The organism is Colwellia sp. D2M02 (assembly GCF_018860755.1).
GTDB lineage: Bacteria > Pseudomonadota > Gammaproteobacteria > Enterobacterales > Alteromonadaceae > Colwellia > Colwellia asteriadis.
This window is the reverse complement of sequence record NZ_JAHKPW010000032.1, coordinates 63,091-88,572: the sequence shown is the minus strand read 5'-3', so window position 1 is coordinate 88,572 and position 25,482 is coordinate 63,091. Positions and strand designations below refer to the sequence as shown.

21 protein-coding genes are annotated in these 25,482 nt (G+C 36.8%); 15 read left to right on the top strand and 6 right to left on the bottom strand.

Annotated features, from left to right (window positions below; translation table 11 throughout):
- Nucleotides 1–13 precede the first annotated feature (13 nt).
- From KO495_RS04445 to KO495_RS04430, 4 genes are all read left to right on the top strand, one after another.
- Nucleotides 14–319 (top strand): STAS domain-containing protein, encoded by a 306-nt coding sequence (locus KO495_RS04445; RefSeq protein WP_215979191.1) that lies wholly within the window; start codon nucleotides 14–16, stop codon nucleotides 317–319.
- Between the two features lie 37 nt (nucleotides 320–356).
- Nucleotides 357–2,117: a SpoIIE family protein phosphatase gene (locus KO495_RS04440; RefSeq protein ID WP_215979190.1), complete on the top strand. Its 1,761-nt coding sequence runs from the start codon at nucleotides 357–359 to the stop codon at nucleotides 2,115–2,117.
- A gap of 62 nt (nucleotides 2,118–2,179) precedes the next feature.
- Nucleotides 2,180–3,340: a response regulator gene (locus tag KO495_RS04435; protein WP_215979189.1), complete on the top strand. Its 1,161-nt coding sequence runs from the start codon at nucleotides 2,180–2,182 to the stop codon at nucleotides 3,338–3,340.
- Nucleotides 3,341–3,508: 168 nt separating this feature from the next.
- Nucleotides 3,509–4,882, top strand: coding sequence for a diguanylate cyclase (locus tag KO495_RS04430; protein WP_215979188.1), 1,374 nt, complete (start codon nucleotides 3,509–3,511; stop codon nucleotides 4,880–4,882).
- Between the two features lie 192 nt (nucleotides 4,883–5,074).
- On the opposite strand, the gene yfaE is transcribed toward KO495_RS04430, so the two are convergent.
- The 4 genes from yfaE to ubiG all read right to left on the bottom strand — a co-directional run bounded on the left by yfaE (nucleotide 5,075) and on the right by ubiG (nucleotide 10,186).
- Nucleotides 5,075–5,377 (bottom strand): class I ribonucleotide reductase maintenance protein YfaE, encoded by a 303-nt coding sequence (yfaE, locus tag KO495_RS04425; RefSeq protein WP_252738793.1) that lies wholly within the window; start codon nucleotides 5,375–5,377, stop codon nucleotides 5,075–5,077.
- 21 nt (nucleotides 5,378–5,398) lie between these two features.
- Nucleotides 5,399–6,529 (bottom strand): class Ia ribonucleoside-diphosphate reductase subunit beta, encoded by a 1,131-nt coding sequence (gene nrdB / locus KO495_RS04420; RefSeq protein WP_215979186.1) that lies wholly within the window; start codon nucleotides 6,527–6,529, stop codon nucleotides 5,399–5,401.
- 90 nt (nucleotides 6,530–6,619) lie between these two features.
- Nucleotides 6,620–8,890, bottom strand: a complete 2,271-nt coding sequence (gene nrdA / locus KO495_RS04415; RefSeq protein WP_215979185.1) for a class 1a ribonucleoside-diphosphate reductase subunit alpha — start codon at nucleotides 8,888–8,890, stop codon at nucleotides 6,620–6,622.
- Between the two features lie 564 nt (nucleotides 8,891–9,454).
- Nucleotides 9,455–10,186 (bottom strand): bifunctional 2-polyprenyl-6-hydroxyphenol methylase/3-demethylubiquinol 3-O-methyltransferase UbiG, encoded by a 732-nt coding sequence (gene ubiG / locus KO495_RS04410; RefSeq protein ID WP_215979184.1) that lies wholly within the window; start codon nucleotides 10,184–10,186, stop codon nucleotides 9,455–9,457.
- A 327-nt stretch (nucleotides 10,187–10,513) separates the two neighbouring features.
- Here ubiG and gyrA point away from each other — a divergent pair, with 327 nt between their 5' ends.
- The 9 genes from gyrA (at nucleotide 10,514) to pyrF (ending at nucleotide 21,071) form a co-directional block, all read left to right on the top strand.
- On the top strand, nucleotides 10,514–13,243 hold the full coding sequence (gene gyrA, locus KO495_RS04405) for a DNA topoisomerase (ATP-hydrolyzing) subunit A (RefSeq protein WP_215979183.1): 2,730 nt from the start codon (nucleotides 10,514–10,516) through the stop codon (nucleotides 13,241–13,243).
- A 120-nt stretch (nucleotides 13,244–13,363) separates the two neighbouring features.
- Nucleotides 13,364–14,449: a 3-phosphoserine/phosphohydroxythreonine transaminase gene (serC, locus tag KO495_RS04400; protein ID WP_215979182.1), complete on the top strand. Its 1,086-nt coding sequence runs from the start codon at nucleotides 13,364–13,366 to the stop codon at nucleotides 14,447–14,449.
- Nucleotide 14,450: 1 nt separating this feature from the next.
- Entirely contained in the window at nucleotides 14,451–15,731 is a 1,281-nt protein-coding gene (gene aroA, locus KO495_RS04395; RefSeq protein WP_215979181.1) for a 3-phosphoshikimate 1-carboxyvinyltransferase, read from the top strand.
- Between the two features lie 86 nt (nucleotides 15,732–15,817).
- Nucleotides 15,818–16,498, top strand: a complete 681-nt coding sequence (gene cmk, locus KO495_RS04390; RefSeq protein ID WP_215979180.1) for a (d)CMP kinase — start codon at nucleotides 15,818–15,820, stop codon at nucleotides 16,496–16,498.
- Nucleotides 16,499–16,641: 143 nt separating this feature from the next.
- On the top strand, nucleotides 16,642–18,303 hold the full coding sequence (rpsA, locus tag KO495_RS04385; RefSeq protein WP_215979179.1) for a 30S ribosomal protein S1: 1,662 nt from the start codon (nucleotides 16,642–16,644) through the stop codon (nucleotides 18,301–18,303).
- 177 nt (nucleotides 18,304–18,480) lie between these two features.
- Nucleotides 18,481–18,768, top strand: coding sequence for an integration host factor subunit beta (gene ihfB / locus KO495_RS04380; RefSeq protein ID WP_215979178.1), 288 nt, complete (start codon nucleotides 18,481–18,483; stop codon nucleotides 18,766–18,768).
- An 89-nt stretch (nucleotides 18,769–18,857) separates the two neighbouring features.
- Complete coding sequence (locus KO495_RS04375) at nucleotides 18,858–19,103, top strand: LapA family protein (RefSeq protein WP_343817467.1); 246 nt, start codon at nucleotides 18,858–18,860, stop codon at nucleotides 19,101–19,103.
- The gene (gene lapB / locus KO495_RS04370) at nucleotides 19,103–20,272 is read left to right on the top strand and encodes a lipopolysaccharide assembly protein LapB (protein ID WP_215979176.1); all 1,170 of its coding nucleotides are present in this window, start codon (nucleotides 19,103–19,105) and stop codon (nucleotides 20,270–20,272) included. Before KO495_RS04375 ends, lapB begins: the two co-directional genes overlap by 1 nt.
- A gap of 103 nt (nucleotides 20,273–20,375) precedes the next feature.
- Nucleotides 20,376–21,071: an orotidine-5'-phosphate decarboxylase gene (gene pyrF / locus KO495_RS04365; protein WP_215979175.1), complete on the top strand. Its 696-nt coding sequence runs from the start codon at nucleotides 20,376–20,378 to the stop codon at nucleotides 21,069–21,071.
- A 145-nt stretch (nucleotides 21,072–21,216) separates the two neighbouring features.
- On the opposite strand, the gene gap is transcribed toward pyrF, so the two are convergent.
- The gene (gene gap / locus KO495_RS04360; protein WP_215979174.1) at nucleotides 21,217–22,221 is read right to left on the bottom strand and encodes a type I glyceraldehyde-3-phosphate dehydrogenase; all 1,005 of its coding nucleotides are present in this window, start codon (nucleotides 22,219–22,221) and stop codon (nucleotides 21,217–21,219) included.
- Nucleotides 22,222–22,512: 291 nt separating this feature from the next.
- Between gap and gndA the strand changes: the two genes are divergently transcribed.
- Together gndA and msrB are read left to right on the top strand one after the other, a co-directional pair.
- Nucleotides 22,513–24,045, top strand: a complete 1,533-nt coding sequence (gene gndA, locus KO495_RS04355) for an NADP-dependent phosphogluconate dehydrogenase (protein ID WP_215979173.1) — start codon at nucleotides 22,513–22,515, stop codon at nucleotides 24,043–24,045.
- A 46-nt stretch (nucleotides 24,046–24,091) separates the two neighbouring features.
- Entirely contained in the window at nucleotides 24,092–24,469 is a 378-nt protein-coding gene (msrB, locus tag KO495_RS04350; RefSeq protein ID WP_215979172.1) for a peptide-methionine (R)-S-oxide reductase MsrB, read from the top strand.
- Between the two features lie 84 nt (nucleotides 24,470–24,553).
- Here the strand turns inward: msrB and KO495_RS04345 are convergent, their stop codons facing one another.
- Nucleotides 24,554–25,357: a DUF2989 domain-containing protein gene (locus KO495_RS04345; protein WP_215979171.1), complete on the bottom strand. Its 804-nt coding sequence runs from the start codon at nucleotides 25,355–25,357 to the stop codon at nucleotides 24,554–24,556.
- Between the last annotated feature and the right edge of the window lie 125 nt (nucleotides 25,358–25,482).

Here is a 25,482-nt window from a genome sequence, read left to right as displayed (position 1 = left end):
ATAAGGAATATATATGACAGTTTATAGTAAAATCTCAGAAGATGGCAAGCAGCTAACAATTTCAATCGAAGAACGTTTTGATTTTTCGTTACATCAACAATTTAGGGCGGCATATCACGATAATGTTACACCAGACTTAACCTATATATTAGATTTAAGTAAAACAGATTATATGGATAGTTCGGCACTTGGCATGATCTTGCTATTAAAAGATCATGTGCAATTACATACAGGTACACTAATTATTGATAAGCCTAATGATACGGTTAATAAAATTTTAGAAATAGCACAGTTTCATCGACTAATGACAATCACATAGCAGTATATAAAACACGAAAATATAGAGGAAAGTGTTTATGCCAAGCAGTAAAAACCTTGTGTTAATTGTTGATGATTCAAAAGTCCAGTGTAAAGTGTTATCAGCTTTACTAGAAGAAGATAACTATCGTGTTATTGTTGCAAATGATGGTGCAACAGGTGTAGAGATGTTTATCACGCATCAACCTGATTTGGTGTTAATGGATGTTAATATGCCAATAATGAATGGTTATGAAGCAACTCGGCGCATAAAAGCAATGTCGGGGGTCGGTAATTTGGCTCCTTTAATGTTTATTACTAGTATGGGTAGTGATGAAAGCTTTATTAATTGTGTTGAGGCAGGTGGTGATAGTATTTTAGTTCGACCCTTTTCGTCGGCAGTATTTAAAGCCAAAATAAAGGCGCTGCAACGTATTAGTGACTTAGTTGAACAAGTAAAAAGTTTACAGCATGAACAAAAAAATGATGCTGAACTCGCAGAAAAAATGATGTCAGAAGTCATTGAATCTAGAAATTATGGTCTCGATAGAATAGGAATTATCAAAAAGCCCGCAGCACTATTTAGTGGTGACATACAATTAAGTGCTTTATGTCCTAATGGCAATATTCATGTATTACTAGGTGACTTTACCGGACATGGTTTACGTTCATCTATCGGCGCAATTCCAATCACAGAAACCTTTAGAGTGATGACTAAAAAAGGATTTTCAATTTCAGATATTATTATGCAAATCAATAGCCAGTTATATACCTTATTGCCTGGCGACCTTTTTTTTGCTGCAGGTTTTGCGTGTATCTCAGAGCATGAGAAATCAGCCTATGTACTCAATGCAGGCCTTCCTGATGCATACTTGTTTAATGAACAAGCTGATATTAAGCATCAATTTAGCTCTAAACACCCCCCGTTAGGAATATTACCCGAAATATTGTCAGATGTTCAGCTGGATATTATTAATATTCACCCACATGATCGACTTGTTTTTCTAACAGATGGCATTATTGAAGCACGTAACCAAGAAGGGGAATATTTTGGCTCACAGCGTTTTGAAACGGCTGTAAAAGAGGGGGTTATAGAAGGCGATATAGCAAAAAACATACAAAAAAAATTAGCTGATTTTTGTAAGAATACAGAACAAGAAGATGATATATCACTTGTCGATATTCCTTGTTGTAGTTGGGTAAATAATAACGATATTACGGTTATATCATCAAATTTATCTGACGAATTGAGTGAACTCGATAATAGCTTATCGATACCATTAGCATGGTCTTATCATTTACACCTTACAGGTAAGCTACTCAAAAATACTAACCCGATCCCACTTGTGATGAATCAGATTAATGATCTAGAGGGGGCTGGTGAACATTGGCAAAGTTTATACACCATTTTGACAGAACTATTCGTTAATGCATTGGATCATGGTGTATTAAAGTTAGACTCAGCATTAAAAAACTCTCCCGAAGGGTTTAGTTCTTATTTTAATGAGCGTACACAACGGTTAAATTTATTACAAGAGAATAAGCAAGGTAACGCGCATGAAGACTTTGTAAGAATCAGTTTGCAATATTACCCGTTATTTCAAGGGGGAAAAATGCTCATTAAAATTAAAGATAGTGGGGTGGGTTTTAATGTTTTAAAGGTGATTAAAACCAATAGCCAACTATTAAATACAGGCATGAGCTTAAGTGGGCGAGGAATAAATATCGTTGATCAGCTTTGTGACACTTTAGAGTATCAAGAAGATGGCACCTTAGTGATAGCAAGTTATATTTGGCGTAATAAACAAGTATTAGATTAAACAATGATTTATTTTAAGAGTTCTATACTCAATTACAGGAATTAAGTGATAAGGATATAACTATGCACAGTGTATTAATTATTGATGATGATATCGAGTACTTAAGGACGTTAACGCAACGGTTATCGAGTAGTTTCGATGTGAAGTATGCCAATAGTCTTGACGTTGCGGATGATTTATTAAAAGAAAACATTCAATTTGATGTGGCAGTTGTTAATGAAAATGTTGGAGGGCAACATGGCTCCGATTGGATTGCAAGAACGAAAATAAATGGAATGCTCTTAATGTCATTTGTTTTATATTCAAACAGTGCTTCAGAAGAGGTTATATTAAAAGGTTTAGAATGCGGTGCGGATGATTTTTTATCGCAGCCTTTTTCATTGTTAGCATTGCACTCGAAATTAGAAAAACTAGTCAATTATCAAGATAAAATTCATCATTTTGAAGACGAAATAAAATCAAAAGATAGTATTATCCATATTTCAATGGCCCAAGCCTCTAAATACGGCAGCTGTATGCAGTTAACCTCTAAGTTGAATCATTGCTTTACCTTAGAGCAGATTCGCGATGAAGTTTTTACGTATTTTCATAATATGGGGTTACATGGCTGTATAGCGTTTTACCCTTTAAACGAAAAACCTAGCTTTTATAGTGCTCAAAAAGCACTGTGTTCCCCGGTTGAAATAGATGTTATGAAGCTTTTAAAGGTCAAGCCACGATTATACCAATTTGGCTCCCGTACTATCTTCAACCACCAGTTGGTGTCGCTGTTAATTTTAAACTTAGAGGAGGGGACTGTTGATACTGATATTTATATTGATGCGTTGGCATCAGTTATTGAGTGTATTGGTGCAAGAATGGCCTTTATTACTTATAAAAACTCGCTTATTGAAGTACAAGAGCAAATTAAACAAGCGGTGAAATCAACTAAAAAAATGGTTGGGGTTTCTAAACACCATCAACAAGAGGTTATGAACGATATTGTTCAAAGAATGGGAACAAGTTTTCATATTTTAGATATGACACAAGTTCAAGAAGACTATTTAACAGACTTAGTGCACGGCGCTTTAAAAAAGCATAGCCAAGATGATATGAATTTTTTAGAGGTCTCAGCATTACTTGACCAAGCATTAGTGAGTGTAGATCAATTACAGCAATTAAATGTTGAACAAACGGCAACGGCTTGTGACAGTGAAATAGATGATGAAGATGAATTATTTTGATTACTTGAGTACTGCTCAGATGAACGTCTTTGTACAAATTGATATTGTTCATTAACTTATATGCTAAAAAAGTCCATCTATTTTATAATAAAGACTGATTTTTTTACTCGTAGAACGCCATTTATATGGTACCTTTAATTATAAAATATGATAAATAGGAAAGTTAGCGTGAGTAATATTGAGCACACTATTCTCGTTGTCGATGATGCTAAAGATACTCAACTTATTTTAGAGTTTGATTTAGCTGCTGCCGGTTATCAAGTTATTGCTTGTGATAACGGTCAAGCGGCTATCGATATGTTAGAAAGTGAGGAAGTTGATTTAGTTCTATTGGATATGTATATGCCAGGTTTATCTGGTTTAGAAACACTTAAAAAAATTAAGCAACAAGATAAATATATAAACCTTTCTATCATTATGCTATCAGCATCAAACGATGAAGATGAGGTTGTTGCAGCATTAGAATTAGGCGCTGCTGATTATGTTGTAAAGCCTTATGTCACTAAAATACTGTTAGCACGCATAAGAACAGCTATCAAACTAAAAGAAAAAACAGAACAACTTGAGTATTTAGCTAAAACAGACTTTTTGACAGGTATTCATAATCGAGGGAGTTTCTTTGAGTTAAGTACAAATGCACTGAGTGCTACCGACCGAGCTACACAGCCTTTAGTGATAGTTATGTTAGATATTGATCACTTTAAGCGGGTTAATGATAACTATGGGCATGATGTGGGTGATAAAGTCTTAGTGAGCTTTGTGGAGTGTTTAACAAAGCACTTTCGTGACTATGATATTTTAGGGCGTATTGGTGGAGAAGAGTTTGCTGTTTGTTTAACAAATATAACAACAGAGAAAGCACATCTTGTGTGTGAACGATTACGCAAAGCTGTAGAAAAACTTACAATAATTGCTGATGATATAACAATTAATATTACCGTGAGTATAGGCATAACGGCTGCGCAAGGGAAAATTTTATCAATTGATGCGCTATTAAAACAAGCTGACGATGCCTTATACTCTGCAAAAGAGAGTGGCAGAAACCAAGTTATAGACTTCACTGAGCTTGATGAAAAGGTGATTAATAAACTGAATAGCGATGAAGGTGAGGTGAACATCAATGCAAGCCACACGATAGAGTTAGCTCAACATCACTTAGACTCTCATGAAGAAGGCGAAATTATGTCACAAGAATCTATCACCATCGATGGAGTAGATAGCCAGGTTGGATTAAGTAATGTGCTCGAAGATGAAGCACTATTTAAAGAAATACTGGTAATGTTTTATCAAGATCATGTAGATGACGTGAATAAGTTACAAAGTGCTATTGATAACCAAGACAAGAATACGCAAAAGCTACTTGCTCATACGCTCAAAGGTGTATCGAGTTCGGTAGGAGCAATGGTGCTATTTGAGAAAGCAAAAGCGTTAGACTCAGCAGTCGATAACAATAATAATGATGATATATTAGCTACTTTACTCCATGAATTATCATTAGAATTTACAAAGGTTATGACAAGTATTAAAAAGAGTTTAATATGAGAAGGTTAAGTTAAACGAATACTTATTAACCCGAACTCGGGTTAAGAGATTTAATAACGTACTAATATTAAAATAATAATTCAGATATTCTACTTTAGCTATAAATTTCAGCACTAGCGAGGTGGGTGGGTTTGTGCATCAATAGCGAGCCTATTGCAAGTGAACCTATTATCCTGAGCTTAGGTTTATTCGTTACTCATCAATAGTAATACTAATATTCGTGATAGGAATACAACAACAAGGCAATATTTCATTTTCCCCAATAAAGGCGAGAGGCTCACCTTGGGGATAACATATTTCACCTGAGTTAAGCTTTACTCGACATGCTCCACAAAAGCCATCTCGACAATGAAAATGTACTTCCACATTGGCTTGCTCGAGTGATTCAAGTAAGGTTTGCTCTTGTTGATAGCAAACCTTTTTTTCTTGAACCGATATTTCAAGTGGTGAATTAGGAGCAGATGTACTTACAGTCTTTGAGGAAGCTTCGCTCATTATTGACATAGAAAAAAGTGATTACAAATCAAAATTGTTAAAGTCATCAGCATGTACAGAGGAGTCAACCTGACCAACCAAATAACTTGATATTTCAGTCTCTTGAGGAGCAACTTGTACATTATCACTGACCAGGTACGAGTTCATCCATGGTAACGGGTTACTTTTTATATTGAATTGAGTCTCAAAACCTATCGCCATTAAGCGCTGATTAGAAATGTACTCAATGTATTGATTAAGTATTTCTGCATTTAGGCCAATCATTGAGCCATCTTTAAATAAGTATTGCGCCCATTCTTTTTCTTGTTCAACCACATCCAAGAATATTTGCAAACCTTCACTACGTAGCTCTTGACTAATGACTTGCATTTCAGGGTCATCTTTACCTGACAGCCAGTTATTTAATATATGTTGCGTACCGGTTAAATGTAAGGCTTCATCGCGTGCAATTAGCTTTATTATTTTAGCATTGCCTTCGAGTAACTCTCTTTCTGCAAAAGCAAACGAGCAAGCAAAACTTACGTAAAAACGAATTGCTTCAAGCGCATTCACAGAACATACCGCTAAATATAAACGCTCTTTTAACTTACGTGTGTTTACTTCAATAGTTCTACCTTCAACCTCGTAACTACCTTCACCTTGTGACTGAAGTAATTGTGTTGTGAGGATCACATCATCAAAGTATTTAGCAATACTACTTGCACGCTTTAAAATAGCTGGATTGACAATAATATCGTCAAAAACTTCACCCGGGTTAGTAAATAAGTTACGCAGTATGTGCGTATAAGAGCGAGAGTGAATAGTTTCACTAAATGCCCATGTTTCAACCCAAGTTTCTATTTCAGGTAAAGAAACTAGTGGCAATAATACCGCATTTACTGAGCGTGCAGCCATAGAGTCGAGTAAGGTTTGATACTTAAGATTAGAGATGAAAATGTGCTTTTCAGACTCTGTTAAGCTCTGCCAATCAGCTCTATCTTTAGAAACATCAACTTCTTCTGGACGCCAAAAAAATGAAAGTTGTTTCTCTATTAACTTTTCAAAAGCACTATAACGTTGTTGATCATAGCGAGATACATTGACACTATTACCAAGAAACATTGGCTCAAGTAGGGCGTTATTGGGTGTTTGATTAAACGTTGTATACGTCATTTTTCATTCCTTGCGGTACTACAGTTGTAGTCACTAAGGCCTAACGATTAGGTTAGGCCTTATTTTTATTAGTATAAAGTAATTAGCTTGCTATATCTTACAAGCGCCGCCAGCACAGTCATCATCTTCAGCTTCTACGTCATCATTAGCACCGTCTCGAGTGTTATGATAATACATGGTTTTTACACCAAATTTATAAGCGGTTAAAATGTCTTGTAGTATTTGTTTAACAGGGACTTTTCCTCCTTCAAATTTTGAAGGATCGTAATTAGTGTTAGCAGAAATAGTTTGATCGACAAACTTTTGCATAATACCAATAAGTTCAATGTAACCTTGATTATTTGGAATGTTCCACAGTAATTCGTAGTTATCTTTTAACTTTTCGTATTCAGGAACAACTTGTTTCAGGACACCATCTTTACTTGCTTTAATGCTAATAAGCCCGCGTGGTGGCTCAATACCATTGGTAGCATTAGATATTTGTGATGAGGTTTCTGATGGCATTAATGCCGATACTGTTGAGTTACGTACACCGTATTTTTTAATGCTCTCTCGCAGCGTTTCCCAATCAAGATGAAGTGGCTCACCAGTAATAGTGTCAATGCTACGTTTATAAGTATCAATAGGTAAAATACCTTGAGATAAACGTGTTTCATCAAACTTAGGGCAAGGACCTTGCTCTTTAGCTAATTCATTACTTGCTTTAAGTAAGTAATATTGAATCGCTTCAAAAGTTCGGTGAGTTAAGTTGTTGGCACTACCATTTGAGTAATAAAGACCATTTTTAGCTAAGTAATAGGCGTAGTTAATAACACCTATACCTAAAGTTCTACGTGCCATGCTCGCGCTTTGTGCTGCTGCAATAGGGTAGTCTTGATAGTCAAGTAAACAATCAAGTGCTCTAACAGCTAAGTCAGCTAAATCTTCTAGCTCATCAAGAGAGTCAATAGCGCCTAAATTAAAGGCTGACAATGTACATAGGGCGATTTCACCTTCTGCATCATTAATGTCATTCATTGGCTTAGTCGGCAGAGCAATTTCTAAACATAAATTACTTTGACGAATAGCGGCTTTAGTTGGCTCAAATGGGCTATGCGTATTACAGTGATCTACGTTTTGTAAATAAATACGGCCTGTACTTGCACGTTCTTGTGCAAAAAGAGTGAATAGCTCTATGGCTTTAATACGCTTTTTACGAATAGAGTCGTCATTTTCATATTGAACATATAATGCTTCAAACTTATCTTGATCTTCGAAAAACGCGTCATATAAACCAGGTACATCACTTGGGCTGAAAAGGGTAATCGAGCCGCCTTGAATTAAACGTTGATACATCAGTTTGTTAAACTGAACACCATAATCTAAATGGCGAACACGGTTTTCTTCAACTCCGCGGTTGTTTTTAAGTACCAGTAAACTTTCAACTTCTAAATGCCATAACGGGTAAAATAACGTTGCTGCTCCACCACGAACACCACCTTGAGAGCAACTTTTCACGGCAGTTTGGAATAATTTGTAAAATGGAATACAGCCAGTATGGAAAGCTTCACCATTACGAATAGAACTACCCAACGCGCGAATTCTACCTGCGTTTACACCAATACCAGCACGTTGAGAAACATACTTAACAATAGCGCTTGATGTGGCATTAATTGAATCTAAGCTATCACCACATTCAATAAGCACACAAGATGAAAATTGACGAGTAGGGGTTCTTACACCCGCCATAATTGGCGTAGGTAATGATATTTTAAATTGTGATATTGCGTGATAAAAGTTTTCAACGTAAGTTAATCTTTTTTCTGCTGGGTACTTTGCAAATAAACAAGCAGAAACCAGTAGATATAAAAACTGTGCGCTTTCATATATTTTGCCATTTACACGGTTTTGTACTAAATACTTACCTTCTAGCTGTTTTACGGCAGCATAACTAAAAGTCAGATCACGACTATGATCTAAAAAGGCTTCCATTTTTTCAAAGTCAGCTTGGTTATAATCATTCAGTAAGTGCGCATCATATTTCCCTAGTTCAACCAAGTTCACCACATGGTCGTAAAGCTTTGGCGGCTCAAACTGACCGTAGGCTTTTTTACGAAGGTGGAAAACGGCCAATCGGGCAGATAAATATTGGTAATCTGGAGACTCTTCAGAAATTAAATCAGCAGCAGCTTTAATAATAGTTTCATGAATATCTTCGGTTTTTATACCGTCGTAAAACTGAATGTGTGATTTTAATTCAACTTGTGATACTGAAACTTGTTCAAGCCCTTCAGCTGCCCAAGCAATAACACGGTGAATTTTTTCTAGGTCAATAGGCTCTTTTTCGCCATTGCGTTTGGTTACAAAAATTTTATTTGTCATGAAGTACCTGTAAAGCGATTATTGTTATTATCTGCCAAGTTGTTTTAGCTAGTAAGATGAATGTTGAAGTGAACAACTTATCGTTAGCAGCTCCCGAATAAAAAAACCTACGCGTTGTCCTTATAAATCATGCTTGAAAAATCATGCATGAGAAGAGGAGTACAAAATAACAGCTGAGCAGAGAATGCACAATATCTAGGGTTTTTTATAATTACAAACACAAGATAATGAGGTTTGGCTGTTTTTGCAAGAGATAAAAACTGTTGATTTTGACATAGGTTTTTGCTGTTAAAAACCGTGTTAGTGTTAACTAACCTAGTACCGCAATTTGATTTAGTTATTTAGTAAAAGCAACGATTATTTTTAAAAAAATTATTACTTTTATTTGCAAAAAAATATTTTTATCTTGAATTGCAATTATTCAATTGAAAAATAAAATAGTCTTATAATTCAATCTAATATAATTTATTGCGATAGGCGGTTATTGTTTAGACAAGTTGCCTGTAAATAGAACATTTATATAATTTCACTGTCTATCGCATTTTATTTTTATGTAGTAAGCGATTAAAGCTTTTTACAACACAATATATAGTTCACATCTAAAGACGGTATTAGCTTATGGTTTTGAGTTATGGGATTGTAATGAATACCTGCGGCATCTATACATTGTAATTCAAATGACTCTGCCCAAGTTATTAATTGAGAAGGTCGAATAAACTTATCGTGGTCATGGGTACCATCAGGCACTAATTTGAATAGCTTTTCTGCGGCCACAATAGCAAGTAGGTAAGCTTTAATGCTTTTATTAAGCGTCGAGAAAAAAACTAAACCACCAGGTTTAACTAAAGCAGCACAAGCATTTATGATCGAGGCTGGGTCTGGAACATGTTCAAGCATCTCCATACAGGTGACAACATCATAACTTTGTGGGCTTTGTTGTGCTTTTTCTTCGGCTGTTATTTTTTGGTAGTCAATTGATAAGCCTGCTTCTAACGCATGAAGTTTTGCAACATTAAGAGGCTCGGCCCCCATATCTATTCCCATTACATTAGCGCCAAGTTTAGCAAGAGACTCTGTTAAGATCCCGCCACCGCAACCGACATCGATGGCTGTTTTATCAAATAAGCCGTTAGTAGATACTTCAGCGATATGTTGATTAATAAATTGCACTCTTAACGGGTTAATTTGATGTAAGGGCTTAAAGTCGCCATTTACATCCCACCATTGGCTGGCGACTTTTTCAAATTTTGCTATTTCTTCGTGATTTACATTTAAGTGCGGAGTAGTTTCAGTCATGATGGAAAAAGTATTAAGATAATTTATCTTAAGTCTAAACGAAACTACTTTTTAAACAAAGCAAATAGATCAAGATAACTCATAGATTGATGCTTTTATATTCACTTTAAAAAAGGTTTACAACAGCGATAAAAACCATAGAATAAAAGCAGTATGGCATTAACCAATTCTATGCTAACATGCCGCGTTGATTACTTTTTTAATCTGTTTATATAGCAATAATTAATATAACAATAAAAAATATTTAAAATATTGTTTAAATAACGCTTTATTAATAATAAAGATACTTTTAAACGAAAGAATTTAGTTAAGGGATACCATCGATTTATGACCGATCTGGCCAAACAAATAGTTCCAGTTAATATTGAAGATGAACTGAAAACCTCTTATTTAGACTATGCGATGAGCGTAATTGTTGGGCGTGCTTTGCCTGATGTTCGTGATGGGCTAAAGCCTGTACATCGTCGTGTACTTTTTGCCATGGATGTTTTAGGCAACGACTGGAATAAAGCTTATAAAAAATCAGCACGTGTTGTTGGTGATGTTATTGGTAAATACCATCCTCATGGCGATACCGCTGTTTATGATACCATTGTTCGCATGGCTCAACCTTTCTCCTTAAGATATATGTTGGTTGATGGCCAAGGTAACTTTGGCTCTGTCGATGGTGATAGCGCTGCGGCAATGCGTTATACCGAAATTAGAATGGCTAAAATTGCTCACTCAATTTTAGCTGATTTAGATAAAGAAACGGTGGATTTTGTGCCTAACTATGACGGCACAGAATTTATTCCCGCGGTTATGCCTACACGTATACCTAACTTATTGGTTAATGGTACGTCAGGTATTGCTGTTGGTATGGCGACTAATATTCCCCCGCACAACTTAACCGAAGTCATTAATGGCTGTTTAGCGTTAATTGAAAATAGTGATATCACTTTCGAAGAATTATTAGAGCACATTCCAGGTCCTGATTTTCCAACCTCAGGTATTATCAGTGGTCGTGCTGGTATCGAAGAAGCTTACCGTACGGGTCGTGGTAAAATAAAAATTCGTGCCCGCGCAGAAATTGAAGTTAATGAAACTTCAGGTAAAGAAACCATTATAGTTCATGAATTACCTTATCAAGTAAACAAAGCTCGCCTAATTGAAAAAATGGCTGATCTTGTTAAAGAAAAACGCCTTGAAGGTATTTCAGCATTACGTGACGAGTCTGATAAAGACGGTATGCGTATGGTTATTGAAGTGAAACGCGGTGAAGTAGGAGAGGTTGTTTTAAATAACCTGTACAAACTTACACAAATGCAAGTTTCATTTGGCTTAAATATGGTGGCCTTAACTAATGGCCAGCCAAAAATATTTAATCTAAAAGAAATGTTAGAGGCGTTTGTTTTACACCGTCGTGAAGTGGTTACTCGTCGTACTATCTTCGAATTAAGAAAAGCACGTGAGCGTGCTCATATCTTAGAAGGTTTATCGATTGCTTTAGCGAATATTGATCCAATTATTGAATTAATTAAGAGCTCAAGTAACCGTAAAGAATCAGAAGAAAAGCTTATTGCGCAAGGTTGGCAATTAGGCAATGTTGCTGAAATGTTAAGTGCCGCTGGTAATGATGCAGCTCGTCCTGAATGGTTAGAGCCAGAATATGGTATTAGAGACGGCTTATATTACTTAACAGCTGAGCAAGCCAAGGCAATTGTAGACTTACAGTTATACAAATTGTCAGGCATGGAACATGAAAAGATTCTTAGCGAATATAAAGCGTTATTAGATCTTATTGCTGAATTAATGCATATATTGGCAACACCAGCACGCTTAATGGAAGTTATTTGTGAAGAGCTTATTGCCATTCGTGATGAGTTTGGCGATGAACGTCGTACAGAAATTACCAATGCTTCACATGATTTATCGTTAGAAGATTTAATTTGTGAAGAAGATGTTGTAGTAACTTTATCCCATGAAGGTTATGTAAAATATCAAGTGTTAAGTGATTATCAAGCGCAGCGTCGCGGTGGTAAAGGTAAAGCAGCAACTAAGATGAAAGAAGAAGACTTCATCGAGCGTTTATTAATTGCCAATACTCACGACACAATTTTATGTTTCTCAGATCGCGGTAAATTATACTGGTTGAAGGTTTTCCAATTACCGTTAGCAAGTAGAACAGCTCGTGGTCGACCGATTGTAAATATTTTACCATTAGAAGCTGACGAACGTATTACTGCTATTCTGCCGGTGCGTGAATATGCTGAAGATAAATATATTGTGATGGCAACGGCTTCAGGTACAGTGAAGAAAACACGTTTAGATGCGTACTCTAATCAACGTGCTAACGGCATTATTGCGCTTAACTTACGTGATGACGATACGTTAATTGGTGTCGATATTACCGACGGTAATAACGACATTATGTTGTTCTCTGATGAGGGTAAAGTGGTTCGCTTTAACGAAAAAGTACGTGATAGCGAAACAGGTGAAATTAAGATTGACCCTGAAACAGGTGAGCAGCGCTGGGCATTAAAACCTATTGGTCGTACTGGTACTGGTGTTCGCGGTATGAAGCTTGAAGGCAACCAAAAAGTTGTTTCATTAATTGTACCTAAAAATGACGGTGCAATTTTAACCATTACTGAAAATGGTTTTGGTAAGCGTACAGATTTAGCTGAGTATCCAGCGAAGAGTCGTGCAACAAAAGGTGTGGTATCAATTAAGGTAAGCGAGCGTAACGGTAAAGTTGTTGGCGCGGTTCAAGTTGAAGATCTTGATGAAATAATGCTTATTACTGATAACGGAACATTAGTTCGTACTCGTGTTAATGAAGTAAGTGTTATCGGTCGTAATACCCAAGGTGTTCGCATGATACGCACTGCTGACGATGAACATGTTGTTGCCTTACAACGTATTGATGAAATTGAAGCGCCTGATGATATTGACGAGGCTTTAGATGCTGAGGTTACTGACGGTGAACAAGCTGATGTTCCTGTAGAAAGAAACTCTGCTGAGCATAATGCACAGCAGGATACAGAAACAAAAGCAGAAGACAACAATAACGAATAGTTGTCGCAGAACATTAACAAGGGCGGCTAATAACCGCCTTTTTTAATGTGCATTTTTAGGGGATTTAGCGTTGAGGTATTACCTCACGCCGTTGTTTAAATTTTTAATTAGGAAATTGAAATGTCAAAGGTTTTTAATTTTTGTGCGGGACCTGCCATGTTGCCCGCAGAAGTTATGGCAACAGCACAACAAGAATTTATTAATTGGCAAAATACGGGTAGTTCGGTGATGGAGTTAAGTCATCGTAGCAGCATTTATATCAAAATGGCTGAAACGGCTGAAGCCGATTTACGCGCGTTAATGTCAATTCCTGATAATTATAAAGTACTTTTTTGCCATGGTGGCGGTCGAGGTCAATTTTCTGCTGTACCTTTAAATTTATTACCTGTAGGTAAAGTGGCAGACTATATTGTTTCAGGATCATGGTCAAAATCAGCAGCGGCGGAAGCTAAAAATTTTGGTAAGATCAATACGGTTGATATAACTAAAGAAGTTGATGGCAATACTACTGTTTTACCCGTAAAAGAGTGGCCATTAACGCCAGATGCTGCGTATGTACACTACTGTCCTAATGAAACCGTTAATGGCATTGAAATTAACGAACTACCTAACACTAATGGTGTACCAATTGTTGCTGATATGTCATCAACAATTTTATCGCATGAAATAGATGTTAGTAAATTTGGTCTTATCTATGCTGGTGCGCAGAAAAATATAGGCCCTTCGGGCTTAACTATCGTGATTGTTCGAGACGACTTATTGGGTAATGCACAACATGCAACGCCTTGTATTATGAATTATAAAACGACGGCTGATAATGATTCTATGTATAACACGCCACCTACATATGCATGGTACCTGGCTGGTTTAGTCTTTAAGTGGCTTAAAGCCTACGGCGGTGTAAAAACGATAGAAAAAGTGAATAAAGCTAAAGCTGAATTGTTATATAAGGCGATAGATGGTAGTGATTTTTATACCAATAACATTGCTGAGCAATATCGCAGTAAAATGAATGTACCATTTTGGTTAACTGATGAATCGCTGAATGAGCAATTTTTACAAGAAGCTGAGCAAGCAGGGTTAACCGCACTAAAAGGTCACAGAATCGTCGGAGGCATGCGTGCCAGTATTTATAATGCAATGCCAATTGAAGGCGTACAAGCATTAGTCGAATTTATGCAACAGTTTGAAAAGAGGAATAGATAAGGTGGAGCAACTAACATTAAACCCAATCAATAAAATTAACGGTGATGTTTTTTTACCGGGCTCTAAAAGTTTATCTAATCGTGCATTGTTAATTGCATCGCTTGCAAAAGGGGTTACTAAAATCACTAATTTATTAGTGAGCGATGATATTAATCATATGCTAAATGCGCTCACAAGCCTTGGTATTGACTATAAACTTAGTGATTGCGGTACAGAGTGTACGGTTGTCGGAAATAACGGTTTTTTTAACAGCCAAGCACCATTAGAGTTATTTCTAGGTAACGCAGGTACCGCAATGCGCCCATTATGTGCAGCACTTGCTGCAAGCCAAGGTGAATATATCTTAACAGGTGAGCCTCGCATGAAAGAGCGCCCCATTGGGCATTTAGGCGATGCTTTAGTACAGTTAGGTGCTGATATTGAATATTTAGAAAACCCTGGTTATCCGCCGGTAAAAATTAAAGGCAAAGCATTAACAGGCAATGCTGTAAGTATTGACGGTTCAATATCTAGCCAATTTTTAACCGCAGTACTAATGATTGCTCCGTTGTTATCAACAGATACTGTGATTAATATTGAAGGTGAGTTGGTTTCTAAACCTTACATTGATATTACTCTTGATATTATGCAACGTTTTGGTGTTAGCGTACAAAACAATGATTATAAATCTTTTACTATTATTGGTAATCAAACATATCAAGCTTTAGATAAGTATATGGTTGAAGGTGATGCCTCATCAGCGTCTTACTTCTTAGCTGCTGGAGCGATAAAAGGTGGTGAAGTTACAGTGCATGGTGTTGGTAAATTGAGTGTTCAAGGTGACAAGCATTTCGCCGATGTTCTGGAAAAAATGGGCGCAGAAATTCATTGGAATGATGAATCAATTACCGTTATTGGTAAGCCGTTAACTGCGGTTGATATGGATATGAATCATATTCCTGATGCCGCAATGACAATTGCAACGACCGCGCTTTTTGCGAAGGGCACAACAAGTATTCGCAATATTTATAACTGGCGAGTAAAAGAAACCGATCGATTAAACGCCATGGCTACCGAATTAAGAAAAGTTGGCGCCGAGGTAGTTGAAGGTGATGACTATATTTCTATCACACCACCAACCTCTCTGAAACATGCAGAAATTGATACTTATGACGATCATCGAGTAGCGATGTGCTTCTCTCTTGTTGCCTTAAGTGATACTGCAGTTACGATCAATGATCCTAAATGTACGGCAAAAACATTCCCTGACTATTTTGACAAGTTAGCTCAAGTTTCTTGTTAATTATTTTACAGAAAAGCATTTATACGCGATTTTACTAAATAAATCCCGTATAATGCCGCCGATTTTCGATGTTAGGAGAAAGAAGTATGCAGGAAAGCATTCCAGTTATTGCCATTGATGGCCCTAGTGGCGCAGGTAAGGGTACCGTTGCGAGACTGGTTGCTGAGCAACTAGGCTGGCATTTATTAGACAGTGGTGCAATCTATCGTGTATTAGCAGTAGCAACGCAACATCATCAAGTGAGCCTTGACGATGAAGAGCCTCTAATTCCTATGGCAGCACATTTAGATGTGCAATTTAAAATTAGTAGCCAAGGCGAAAGTAAAGTTATTTTAGAGGGCGAAGATGTTACTCACACTATTCGCACTGAAGAAATTGGTATTTTGGCCTCTAAGGTTGCCGCGTTTCCACGTGTCAGAGAAGCATTACTCCGCCGCCAACGTGCCTTCAAAGTATCACCAGGCTTAGTTGCCGATGGTCGAGATATGGGAACAGTTGTTTTTACAAGTGCTCCCGTTAAAATCTTTTTAACCGCTAGCGCAGAAGAACGTGCGCAGCGAAGATTTAATCAGTTGAAAGAAAAGGGCTTAGATGTTAAAATCGGCCGCCTTCTGGATGATATACGTCAAAGGGATGAACGAGATAGTAACCGAAAGGTTGCCCCGTTAGTACCTGCAGAAGGTGCGTTAACTATAGATTCTACTGACCTTTCCATTGAGGAAGTGGTTAATAAAATACTTTCATTCTCGGATGGAAAGTTAACATAAATAACCTATTCTTAATTAGCTAACTTTGTACTGCTATTTAAGTAATTTAACAAATGTCTACTGTAAGGATGCACTGGACACTTTTAACAACCCCATGAAACAATGACGTTGAGTGGATTAATAACTGAGTTTATAAGTAAGTTATGACTGAAAATTTTGCGCAACTTTTTGAAGAAAGTTTAAAAGAAATCGAAACACGTCCAGGTTCAATTATCCGTGGTACTATCGTTAAAGTAACTAAAGATAACGTAATCGTTGATGCTGGCCTTAAATCTGAGAGTGTTATCTCAATTGATCAATTCAAAAACACTGCTGGTGAAGTAGAAGTAGTTGTTGGTGATGAGATTGATGTTGCATTAGATGCAACTGATGACGGTTTTGGTGAAACAATCCTTTCTCGTGAAAAAGCAAAACGTCACGAAGCTTGGCAAGTGCTTGAAAAAGCATATGAAGAAAAAGAAACTGTTATCGGTGTTATCAACGGTAAAGTTAAAGGTGGTTTCACTGTTGAAGTTAGCAACATTCGTGCTTTCTTACCAGGTTCATTAGTTGATGTTCGTCCAGTACGTGACACAGCTCACCTTGAAGGTAAAGATTTAGAATTCAAAGTTATTAAGCTTGATCAAAAGCGTAATAACGTCGTTGTTTCACGTCGTGCTGTTATCGAAGCTGAAGGCAGTGCAGAACGTGATGAATTACTTGAGTCATTAGCGGAAGGCCAAGAAGTTAAAGGTATCGTTAAGAACCTTACTGATTACGGTGCATTCGTAGACTTAGGTGGTATTGATGGTTTACTTCACATTACAGATATGGCTTGGAAACGCGTTAAGCACCCAAGTGAAATCGTAAATGTTGGTGACGAGATCCAAGTTAAAGTATTGAAATTCGACCGTGAGCGCACTCGTGTATCTCTAGGTATGAAGCAATTAGGCGAAGATCCATGGGTAGCAATTGCTAACCGTTACCCAGAAGGTTCTAAACTTTCTGGTCGTATCACTAACCTAACTGATTACGGTTGTTTCGTAGAGATCCAAGAAGGCGTTGAAGGTTTAGTTCACGTTTCTGAAATGGATTGGACTAACAAAAACATCCACCCATCTAAAGTTGTTAACTTAGGTGACACAGTTGAAGTACTAGTATTAGAAATTGACGAAGAACGTCGTCGTATTTCTTTAGGCCTTAAGCAGTGTATTGCTAACCCTTGGGAAGAGTTTGCTAAGAACTTCAACAAAGGTGATAAAGTTTCAGGTAAGATCAAGTCAATCACTGACTTCGGTATCTTTATCGGTCTTGACGGCGGCATTGATGGTTTAGTTCACTTATCTGATATTTCTTGGAATGGCGGTGAAGAAGCTGTTCGTGAATATAAGAAAGGCGACGAAATCACAGCTATCGTTCTTCAAGTTGACCCAGAGCGTGAACGTATCTCTCTAGGTGTTAAGCAAGCTGAAGACGATCCGTTCAATATGTACCTTGCAGATAAGAAAAAAGGTGCTATTGTTACAGGTAAGATCACAGAAGTTGATGCTAAAGGCGCTACAATTGAGTTAGCAGAAAGTGTTGAAGGTTACTTACGTGTAAGTGACATTTCTGTTGACCGCATTGAAGACGCATCTACAGTATTAACTGTTGGTGACGATGTTGAAGCTAAGTTTATGGGTGTGGATCGTAAGAACCGTACTATTAGCTTATCTATCAAAGCGAAAGACCAAGCTGAAGAACGCGATGCAATGGAAAACTTAAACCAAGTTGAAGAAACTGGTTTAAGCGCTATGGCAGCAGCATTCAAAAACGCTAAAAACTAATTTATCCTGATAAAGGATAACTAGCTTTGCAAAAGAGTTGTAGTAAATACAACTGGTGAGAAGAGTGTTATTTATTTTATAGATATGGCTCTTCTCTTATTTTAAACTCCATTGGCCGGAGCTAACTTTTACTCTAGAGTAAAGCTGTACGGTGCTAGGTAACTACTGAGAGGTCTTATGACTAAGTCAGAACTTATTGAAAAATTAGCCGATAGATTAAGTCATTTATCAGCTAAAGATGTGGAAAAATCTATAAAAGAAATCTTGGAATTAATGGCTTCATCTTTATCTAAAGGTGAACGCATAGAAATTAGAGGTTTTGGTAGTTTTTCATTACATTATCGTGCACCTCGTGTTGGCAGAAATCCAAAAACAGGTGAATCAGTTGAGTTAAGTGGTAAATACGTACCTCACTTTAAGCCTGGTAAAGAGTTACGCGAAAGAGTTAATCTTTCCGCGGCATAAATTGCAAACTAAGATAAAAAATTAGATAATAAACGGCATGTTAACCCATGCCGTTTTTTTTGGTCTTTACACTTATAAGGCGAACCTACGTGCGAGTTTATCTAACACTATTTATTATTTTTATACTATTGGCTATTGCTTTTGTCTTCGGTAGTCAAAATAGTCAATTAATAACCCTTAATTATTTAATTGCCCGTACTGAAATGACAGTTGCTGCAGCTGTTAGTATATTTACAGGTATCGGCTTTGTACTTGGCTTATTAGTTACACTATGCTGGCGACTAATCCGTCGTAGTAAAAAAGCGTTCACTAAAAATAAATCTCAAGAGACCTAATGATAGAATTACTTTTCTTATTACTGCCTGTTGCTATGGCTTATGGCTGGTTTATGGGCCGAAATAGCATTAAACAAAATCAGCAAACAGCCAAGCAAGACCTATCAATAAAATATTCTACAGGGTTAAATTACCTTTTATCAAATCAACAAGATAAAGCGATAGATTCATTATTAGACGCGTTAAAAGTTGAAGACGATAGTGTGGAAGCCCACTTTGCTATGGCTAATTTGTTTAGAAAGCGTGGTGAATTAGACCGAGCGTTAAAGGTGCATGAGCACCTTGTCAGGTTGAACCATTTACCAACTAAAGATAAACAACAAGCGGTATTTGAGCTAGGTAAAGATTTTTTAAGTGCAGGACTCTATGATCGCGCTGAAAAAATGTTTTCAAAGCTACTTAAATCAAAAGATTACGGCGTTAAGTCACTAAGTTATTTATTACAAATTTATCAATCTACTAAAGATTGGCAACAGGGGCTTAATCATAAAAAAACGATCATTAAGCTAAATGATAAAAGACAATTACATACTTTAGCTAATTTTTATTGTGAACTGGCAACGAGTGCTTTTGCTGAAGATAAATTTATTGAGGTGATCGAGTTATTAGAGCAAGCGCTGAGCTTAGATCCTAACTCTTGTCGCGCCAACTTCTTAATGGCAAAAATTTATGAAAATCATGAGCAATGCCAATTAGCTTGTCAATGTTACCAAGCTATTTATCATCAAGATAAGGATTTTTTCCCAGACGTTATTGATTCCATGAAAGCTTGTTACACTCGTTTAGATGCACTGGATGAGTTTTATGCTTTTATTAAAAAGGTTTATGATGAAACTGCGGGGTCAAGTGCATTGATTTGCTACTTAGAGCATGTGGAAGCAAAACACAGTAATAAAAAAGCTATTGAGTTTATTCTTTCTGCATTAAAAAGAAGACCAACAATTAGAGGTTTTCAACATTTTGTTAACATGCAAAAGAATCAAGAAAACGAAGCAGAAAATAGCACTAGTTTAGGTTTGATTAAAGAGTTAATTAGCGAGTATTTAAAAGTTAAACACAGGTATAATTGTCACAGTTGTGGTTTTAATAGTGCAACCCATTATTGGTCATGTCCATCATGTCATGAGTGGGAACAATTGAAACCAGTGCGGGGCCTTGAAGGCGAATAAACAGTATCTTCGTTGTTAATTAAATTACGTTATTATTTGAAAAATAAAATTAAATCTTTGATATGTATTGAAGATATTAAGTACAGAATACAAAGGAAAAAACATGAACGATCCAAAAGTAGTAGTTGCGTTAGACTTTGATAAAAAGGCTGATGCTTTATCATTTGTTGACCGAATTGAACCAAGTGATGCTCGTCTGAAAGTTGGCAAAGAAATGTTTACTTACTTTGGTCCTGAGTTTGTTAAGCAATTAACAGGGAAGGGCTTTGATGTTTTCTTAGATTTAAAGTTTCATGATATTCCAAATACTGTCGCCAAGGCAGTAACGGCGGCGGCAGACTTAGGGGTCTGGATGGTAAATGTACACGCTAGCGGTGGTAGTCAAATGATGACCAAAGCAAAGCAAGCGTTAGATCTATATGGTAATGATGCTCCATTGCTGATTGCGGTAACGGTACTTACAAGTATGAGTGAAAATGATCTTCGTGGTTTAGGTATTACTAAATCTCCTGCTGAGCAAGTTAACTTTTTAGCAAATTTGACCAAAGAAAGTGGTTTAGATGGTGTGGTTTGTTCAGCAATGGAAGCGGAACAATTAAAATTATCATTAGGTAAAGAGTTTAAATTAATCACACCAGGGATCAGACCTGTAGGCTCTGCTCAAGATGACCAACAGCGTATCATGACGCCGAAGCAAGCAATTGATGTTGGCGTTGATTATCTAGTGATAGGCCGCCCGATTACTAAAGCACAAGAGCCACAGTTAGTACTTCAACAAATTAATGCTTCAATTAAATAAGTATTTAGCTAATGATGTAAGAAAGTGATTAAGACTGAATTGCTAATTCGTGTTTAATTTTTTTCATAAATGAGCGTTATTTTCAAATTTTAGGCATAAAAAAGCTAGGATAAACCTAGCTTTTTTATATTATTTTTTCGAGTAATTACTTTTCGTAATTACTGATAAAGGCAACTAAATCTAATACCTTATTAGAGTAACCAATTTCATTATCGTACCAAGATACTACTTTAACAAACGTATCTGTTAATGAAATACCTGCATTTGCATCAAATACTGAAGTACAAGTTTCACCAATAAAGTCATTCGAAACAACTTGATCTTCGGTGTAACCTAAGATACCACTTAATTCACCTTCTGCTGCTGCACTCATCGCTTGACAAATTTCAGCATAAGTTGCTGGCTTTTTAAGGTTAACGGTTAAGTCAACTACTGAAACATCTGGCGTTGGTACGCGAAATGCCATACCGGTTAGTTTGCCGTTTAATTCAGGGATAACTTTACCAACCGCTTTAGCAGCACCTGTTGATGAAGGAATAATGTTTTGACCAGCACCACGGCCACCACGCCAGTCTTTAGCTGATGGGCTATCTACTGTTTTCTGTGTAGCAGTTGTTGCATGAACTGTAGTCATTAAGCCATCTTGAATGCCCCAGTTATCATTTAACACTTTAGCGATAGGCGCTAAACAGTTAGTAGTACAAGAAGCATTTGATACAATATCTTGGCCAGCGTAATCATTTAAGTTAACACCACAAACAAACATTGGTGTATCGTCTTTAGATGGCGCACTTAATACAACTTGTTTGGCACCAGCAGTAATATGTTTACGTGCGCTCTCATCTGTTAAGAATAAACCGGTTGACTCTACTACAACGTCAACATCGATTTCATTCCATTTTAAGTCTTCAGGGTTACGCTCTGCGGTAACACGAACAGCATTACCATTGACAATTAACTGACCGTCAACAACATCAACAGTACCTTTAAAACGACCGTGTGTTGAGTCATACTTCAGCATGTAAGCCATGTATTCGATGTCCATTAAGTCGTTGATACCAACAACTTCAATATCGTTACGCTCTACAGCTGCTCTAAATACAAAACGACCGATACGGCCAAAACCATTAATACCAACTTTAATTTTCATCTGGGGAACCTCATATAATCATTATGTAGTAAAATTACATCATTTTGAGAATATTACAAGCTAAACATGGTAAATATGACTAAAAATTTCACGATTATTGAAATAATTAGTACAATACTGGTTTAATGGGTCATCCTAGATTAATAAATTTTAATATTATTATGCTTAATCCATGATCTACACTTTGTTGAGTGGCTCGTGCATGATAGAATGCGCGAAATTTTCGAGGATACTTAGCTTTTCTAGCTAAATAATTGACTCCTGCCTTATTAAAAACAAGGAACATACTTTATGACACAAGATAAAATTCTGTGTGACATTGGCTTTATTGGCTTAGGTGTAATGGGTAAAAACCTAGTACTTAACTTAGCTGATAATGGCTTTAACATAGCGGCTTTCGACTTAAGTGATGAGAAAGTTCAAGCAGTTAAGGCTCAAGACGAAGCTGAAAATACAACAGGTACACCACGAGTGTATGGCTGTTCGTCTTATACTGAATTATTATCGCAATTAAAAGCACCGCATTTAATTGTATTGAGTGTTCCAGCGGGGGCACCAGTTGATCAAGTATGTGAAAACCTTATTGGTGCTGGCATTCAGCCAGACGATATCATTATTGATACTGGTAACAGCCTTTGGGTTGATACCGTTGCTCGCGAACAAAAATATAAAAGTAACTTTTTACTCTTTTCATCAGCTGTTTCAGGCGGTGAAGTTGGCGCTCGTTTTGGTCCAGCCCTAATGCCAAGTGGCTCTCCTTATGCGTGGGCTCGTGTTAGACCAATTTGGGAAGCTATTGCCGCTAAAGTTGACCCTGCAACAGGTAAGCCTTTAGAGCGTACTCAACCTGGTCAGGTTATTAGTGAGGGCGAACCCTGTGCGGCTTACATTGGGCCAGCAGGAGCTGGGCATTACGTTAAAATGGTTCATAACGGTATTGAATATGCTGATATGCAAATCATCTGTGAAGCTTACCACGTTCTAAAATCTGGCTTAGGTTTAAGTTGTGATGAAATTGCTGATATTTTTGAAGAGTGGAATAATGGTCCGCTTGATAGCTATTTAATGGAAATATCAGTTGAAGTATTACGTCATAAGTCGTCAGATACTAATACACCCATTGTTGAGTTAATACTTGATAAAGCTGGCCAAAAAGGTACAGGGCTGTGGACGGCTATGAGTAGTTTAGAAGTAGGTTGCCCAGCACCTACTATTGCACAAGCGGTATATGCTCGTTCAATCTCTTCTTTTAAAGATTTACGTACGCAAGCTTCAACACAATTGCAAGGTATTGAGGTATCGCCAGTTTCTGATGCAGAAAAAGCACAGCTTATTGAACAACTCCATGATGCTATTTACTGTGCAAAAATGTGTGCCTATGCACAAGGCTTTCAGTTAATGAAATTGGCAGCGAAAGAGCACGGTTGGACGCTGGACTTTGGTAGTATTGCTAAAATTTGGCGTGCTGGTTGTATCATTCGTGCAGCATTTTTACAGTCAATTACAGAAGCATTTGACCGTAATGAGAATTTAGAAAACTTATTACTTGATGACTTTTTCACACAGCAGTTAGGTGAAAGACAATTAAACTGGCGTAAAGGTATTTGTTTTGCAACGATGCAAGGTATTCCTACAGGTGCACTTTCGTCGGCGTTAGCTTATTATGACTCAGTAAGGTGTGAAACATTACCTGCGAATTTATTGCAAGGTCAGCGTGATTTTTTTGGTGCACATACTTTTGAAAGAACAGATAAGCCTGCAGGTAAAAAATATCATGTTGAATGGTCAACAAAAGATAGAGCAACAATTGCAATAGATAGCTAAACTATAAGTTAACTTTATTAGCGGCTGTTATTAACAGGGGTTGCATATGTCAAATGATGAAAAATACCGTGATAAGCTTTCAGTAGATGCTTTTAAGGTGTGTCGTTTAGCCGCTACAGAGCAGCCATTTACGGGTAAATATAATGATCATTGGCGAGTAGGAACATATGTTTGTGCTTGCTGTGAACAGCCTTTATTTATCAGTGAAACTAAGTTTAATGCTGGCTGCGGCTGGCCAAGTTTTTTTCAAGCTCTTGAGCATAAAGTTGCCTATATTGAAGATAATAGCCACGGTATGCAGCGTACAGAAATTCAATGCCAAAACTGTCAATCTCATTTAGGTCATGTATTTAATGACGGACCAGAGCCTACAGGCCAACGCTATTGTGTTAACTCATTAAGTTTAGATTTTATTGAAAATTAATGATTGATATTGAGTATCAAAAAAGCCTAATAAATAATTATTTATTAGGCTTTTTTGTTTCTAAAGTTAAAAGTTCAGCTATCGCTAATATCTAGGAGTAGTAAAGCTACCAGCTAAGATATTATCAAGTGTATTCATTGCGACTTCATCTAAAAATTCATGATCTAATTGATAAGCTTGTTGGTATTGCTGTAATGTTTCGACCACCCATTTATCAGGGGTTTCTTGTGCCAATTCATAGGCTTTAAGCCATATATAAGCTTGTTTGTACTCTTTTTTATTGGTGAAAATAGTGGCTAGTGTTTGCAAAGTTTCCACCTCAAGCTCTGTTTGTGGTTGGTGCAATTCTAAAGAACGATAAAGTAATCGCAGGGTTTTTTTAGGCTCTCGTTTCACATAATAAGTTGCTAAATGATACTGATCTATTGCGTTTTCTAAGATAGGTGATCCCTCAAGCGCTAAAAATTTTTCTAATGCTGTACGATTTGCTGTTCTTGACCAATGATAATACAACAGGTGAGGGTGTTCAGAGCTTGCCGTTTCATCAGTAAGGGCTACTAAATGTGCTTTCGCTTTTAGTAAGTGATTTTTTCTCATTGTCGTTTTTTCTTTCAGCTTTATGTGCTGAATTTGAGAAGCTAAAGCCATACATTTAATATAACTTTCATAAGCGAGTAGTAGCGTAAACTTTTCAATATCAGCACTGGGTTTGTTTTTTAAGGCGATACGAGATAAAGAAACATTATTACGTTCTACTTTACACCAATTATCTTTACCAAAATCGTTACATATTTCAGTGTTCTCTTGGCATAATTGCGCCAAGTTAGGGCTATTGTCACAACCAGCTATGGTTAATGGTAAAAAGATAATAAAAAATCTTAATTTCATTTTAATCTCTGTGTTCAGTGTTTATAAAAGTAAATAAACCATAAAATTATTTTTGTAACCTATGGAGAAATGTTTCATAGTGAATTACAATGCGCGTGTGATTTAGTACTACCCCATTTATCCGC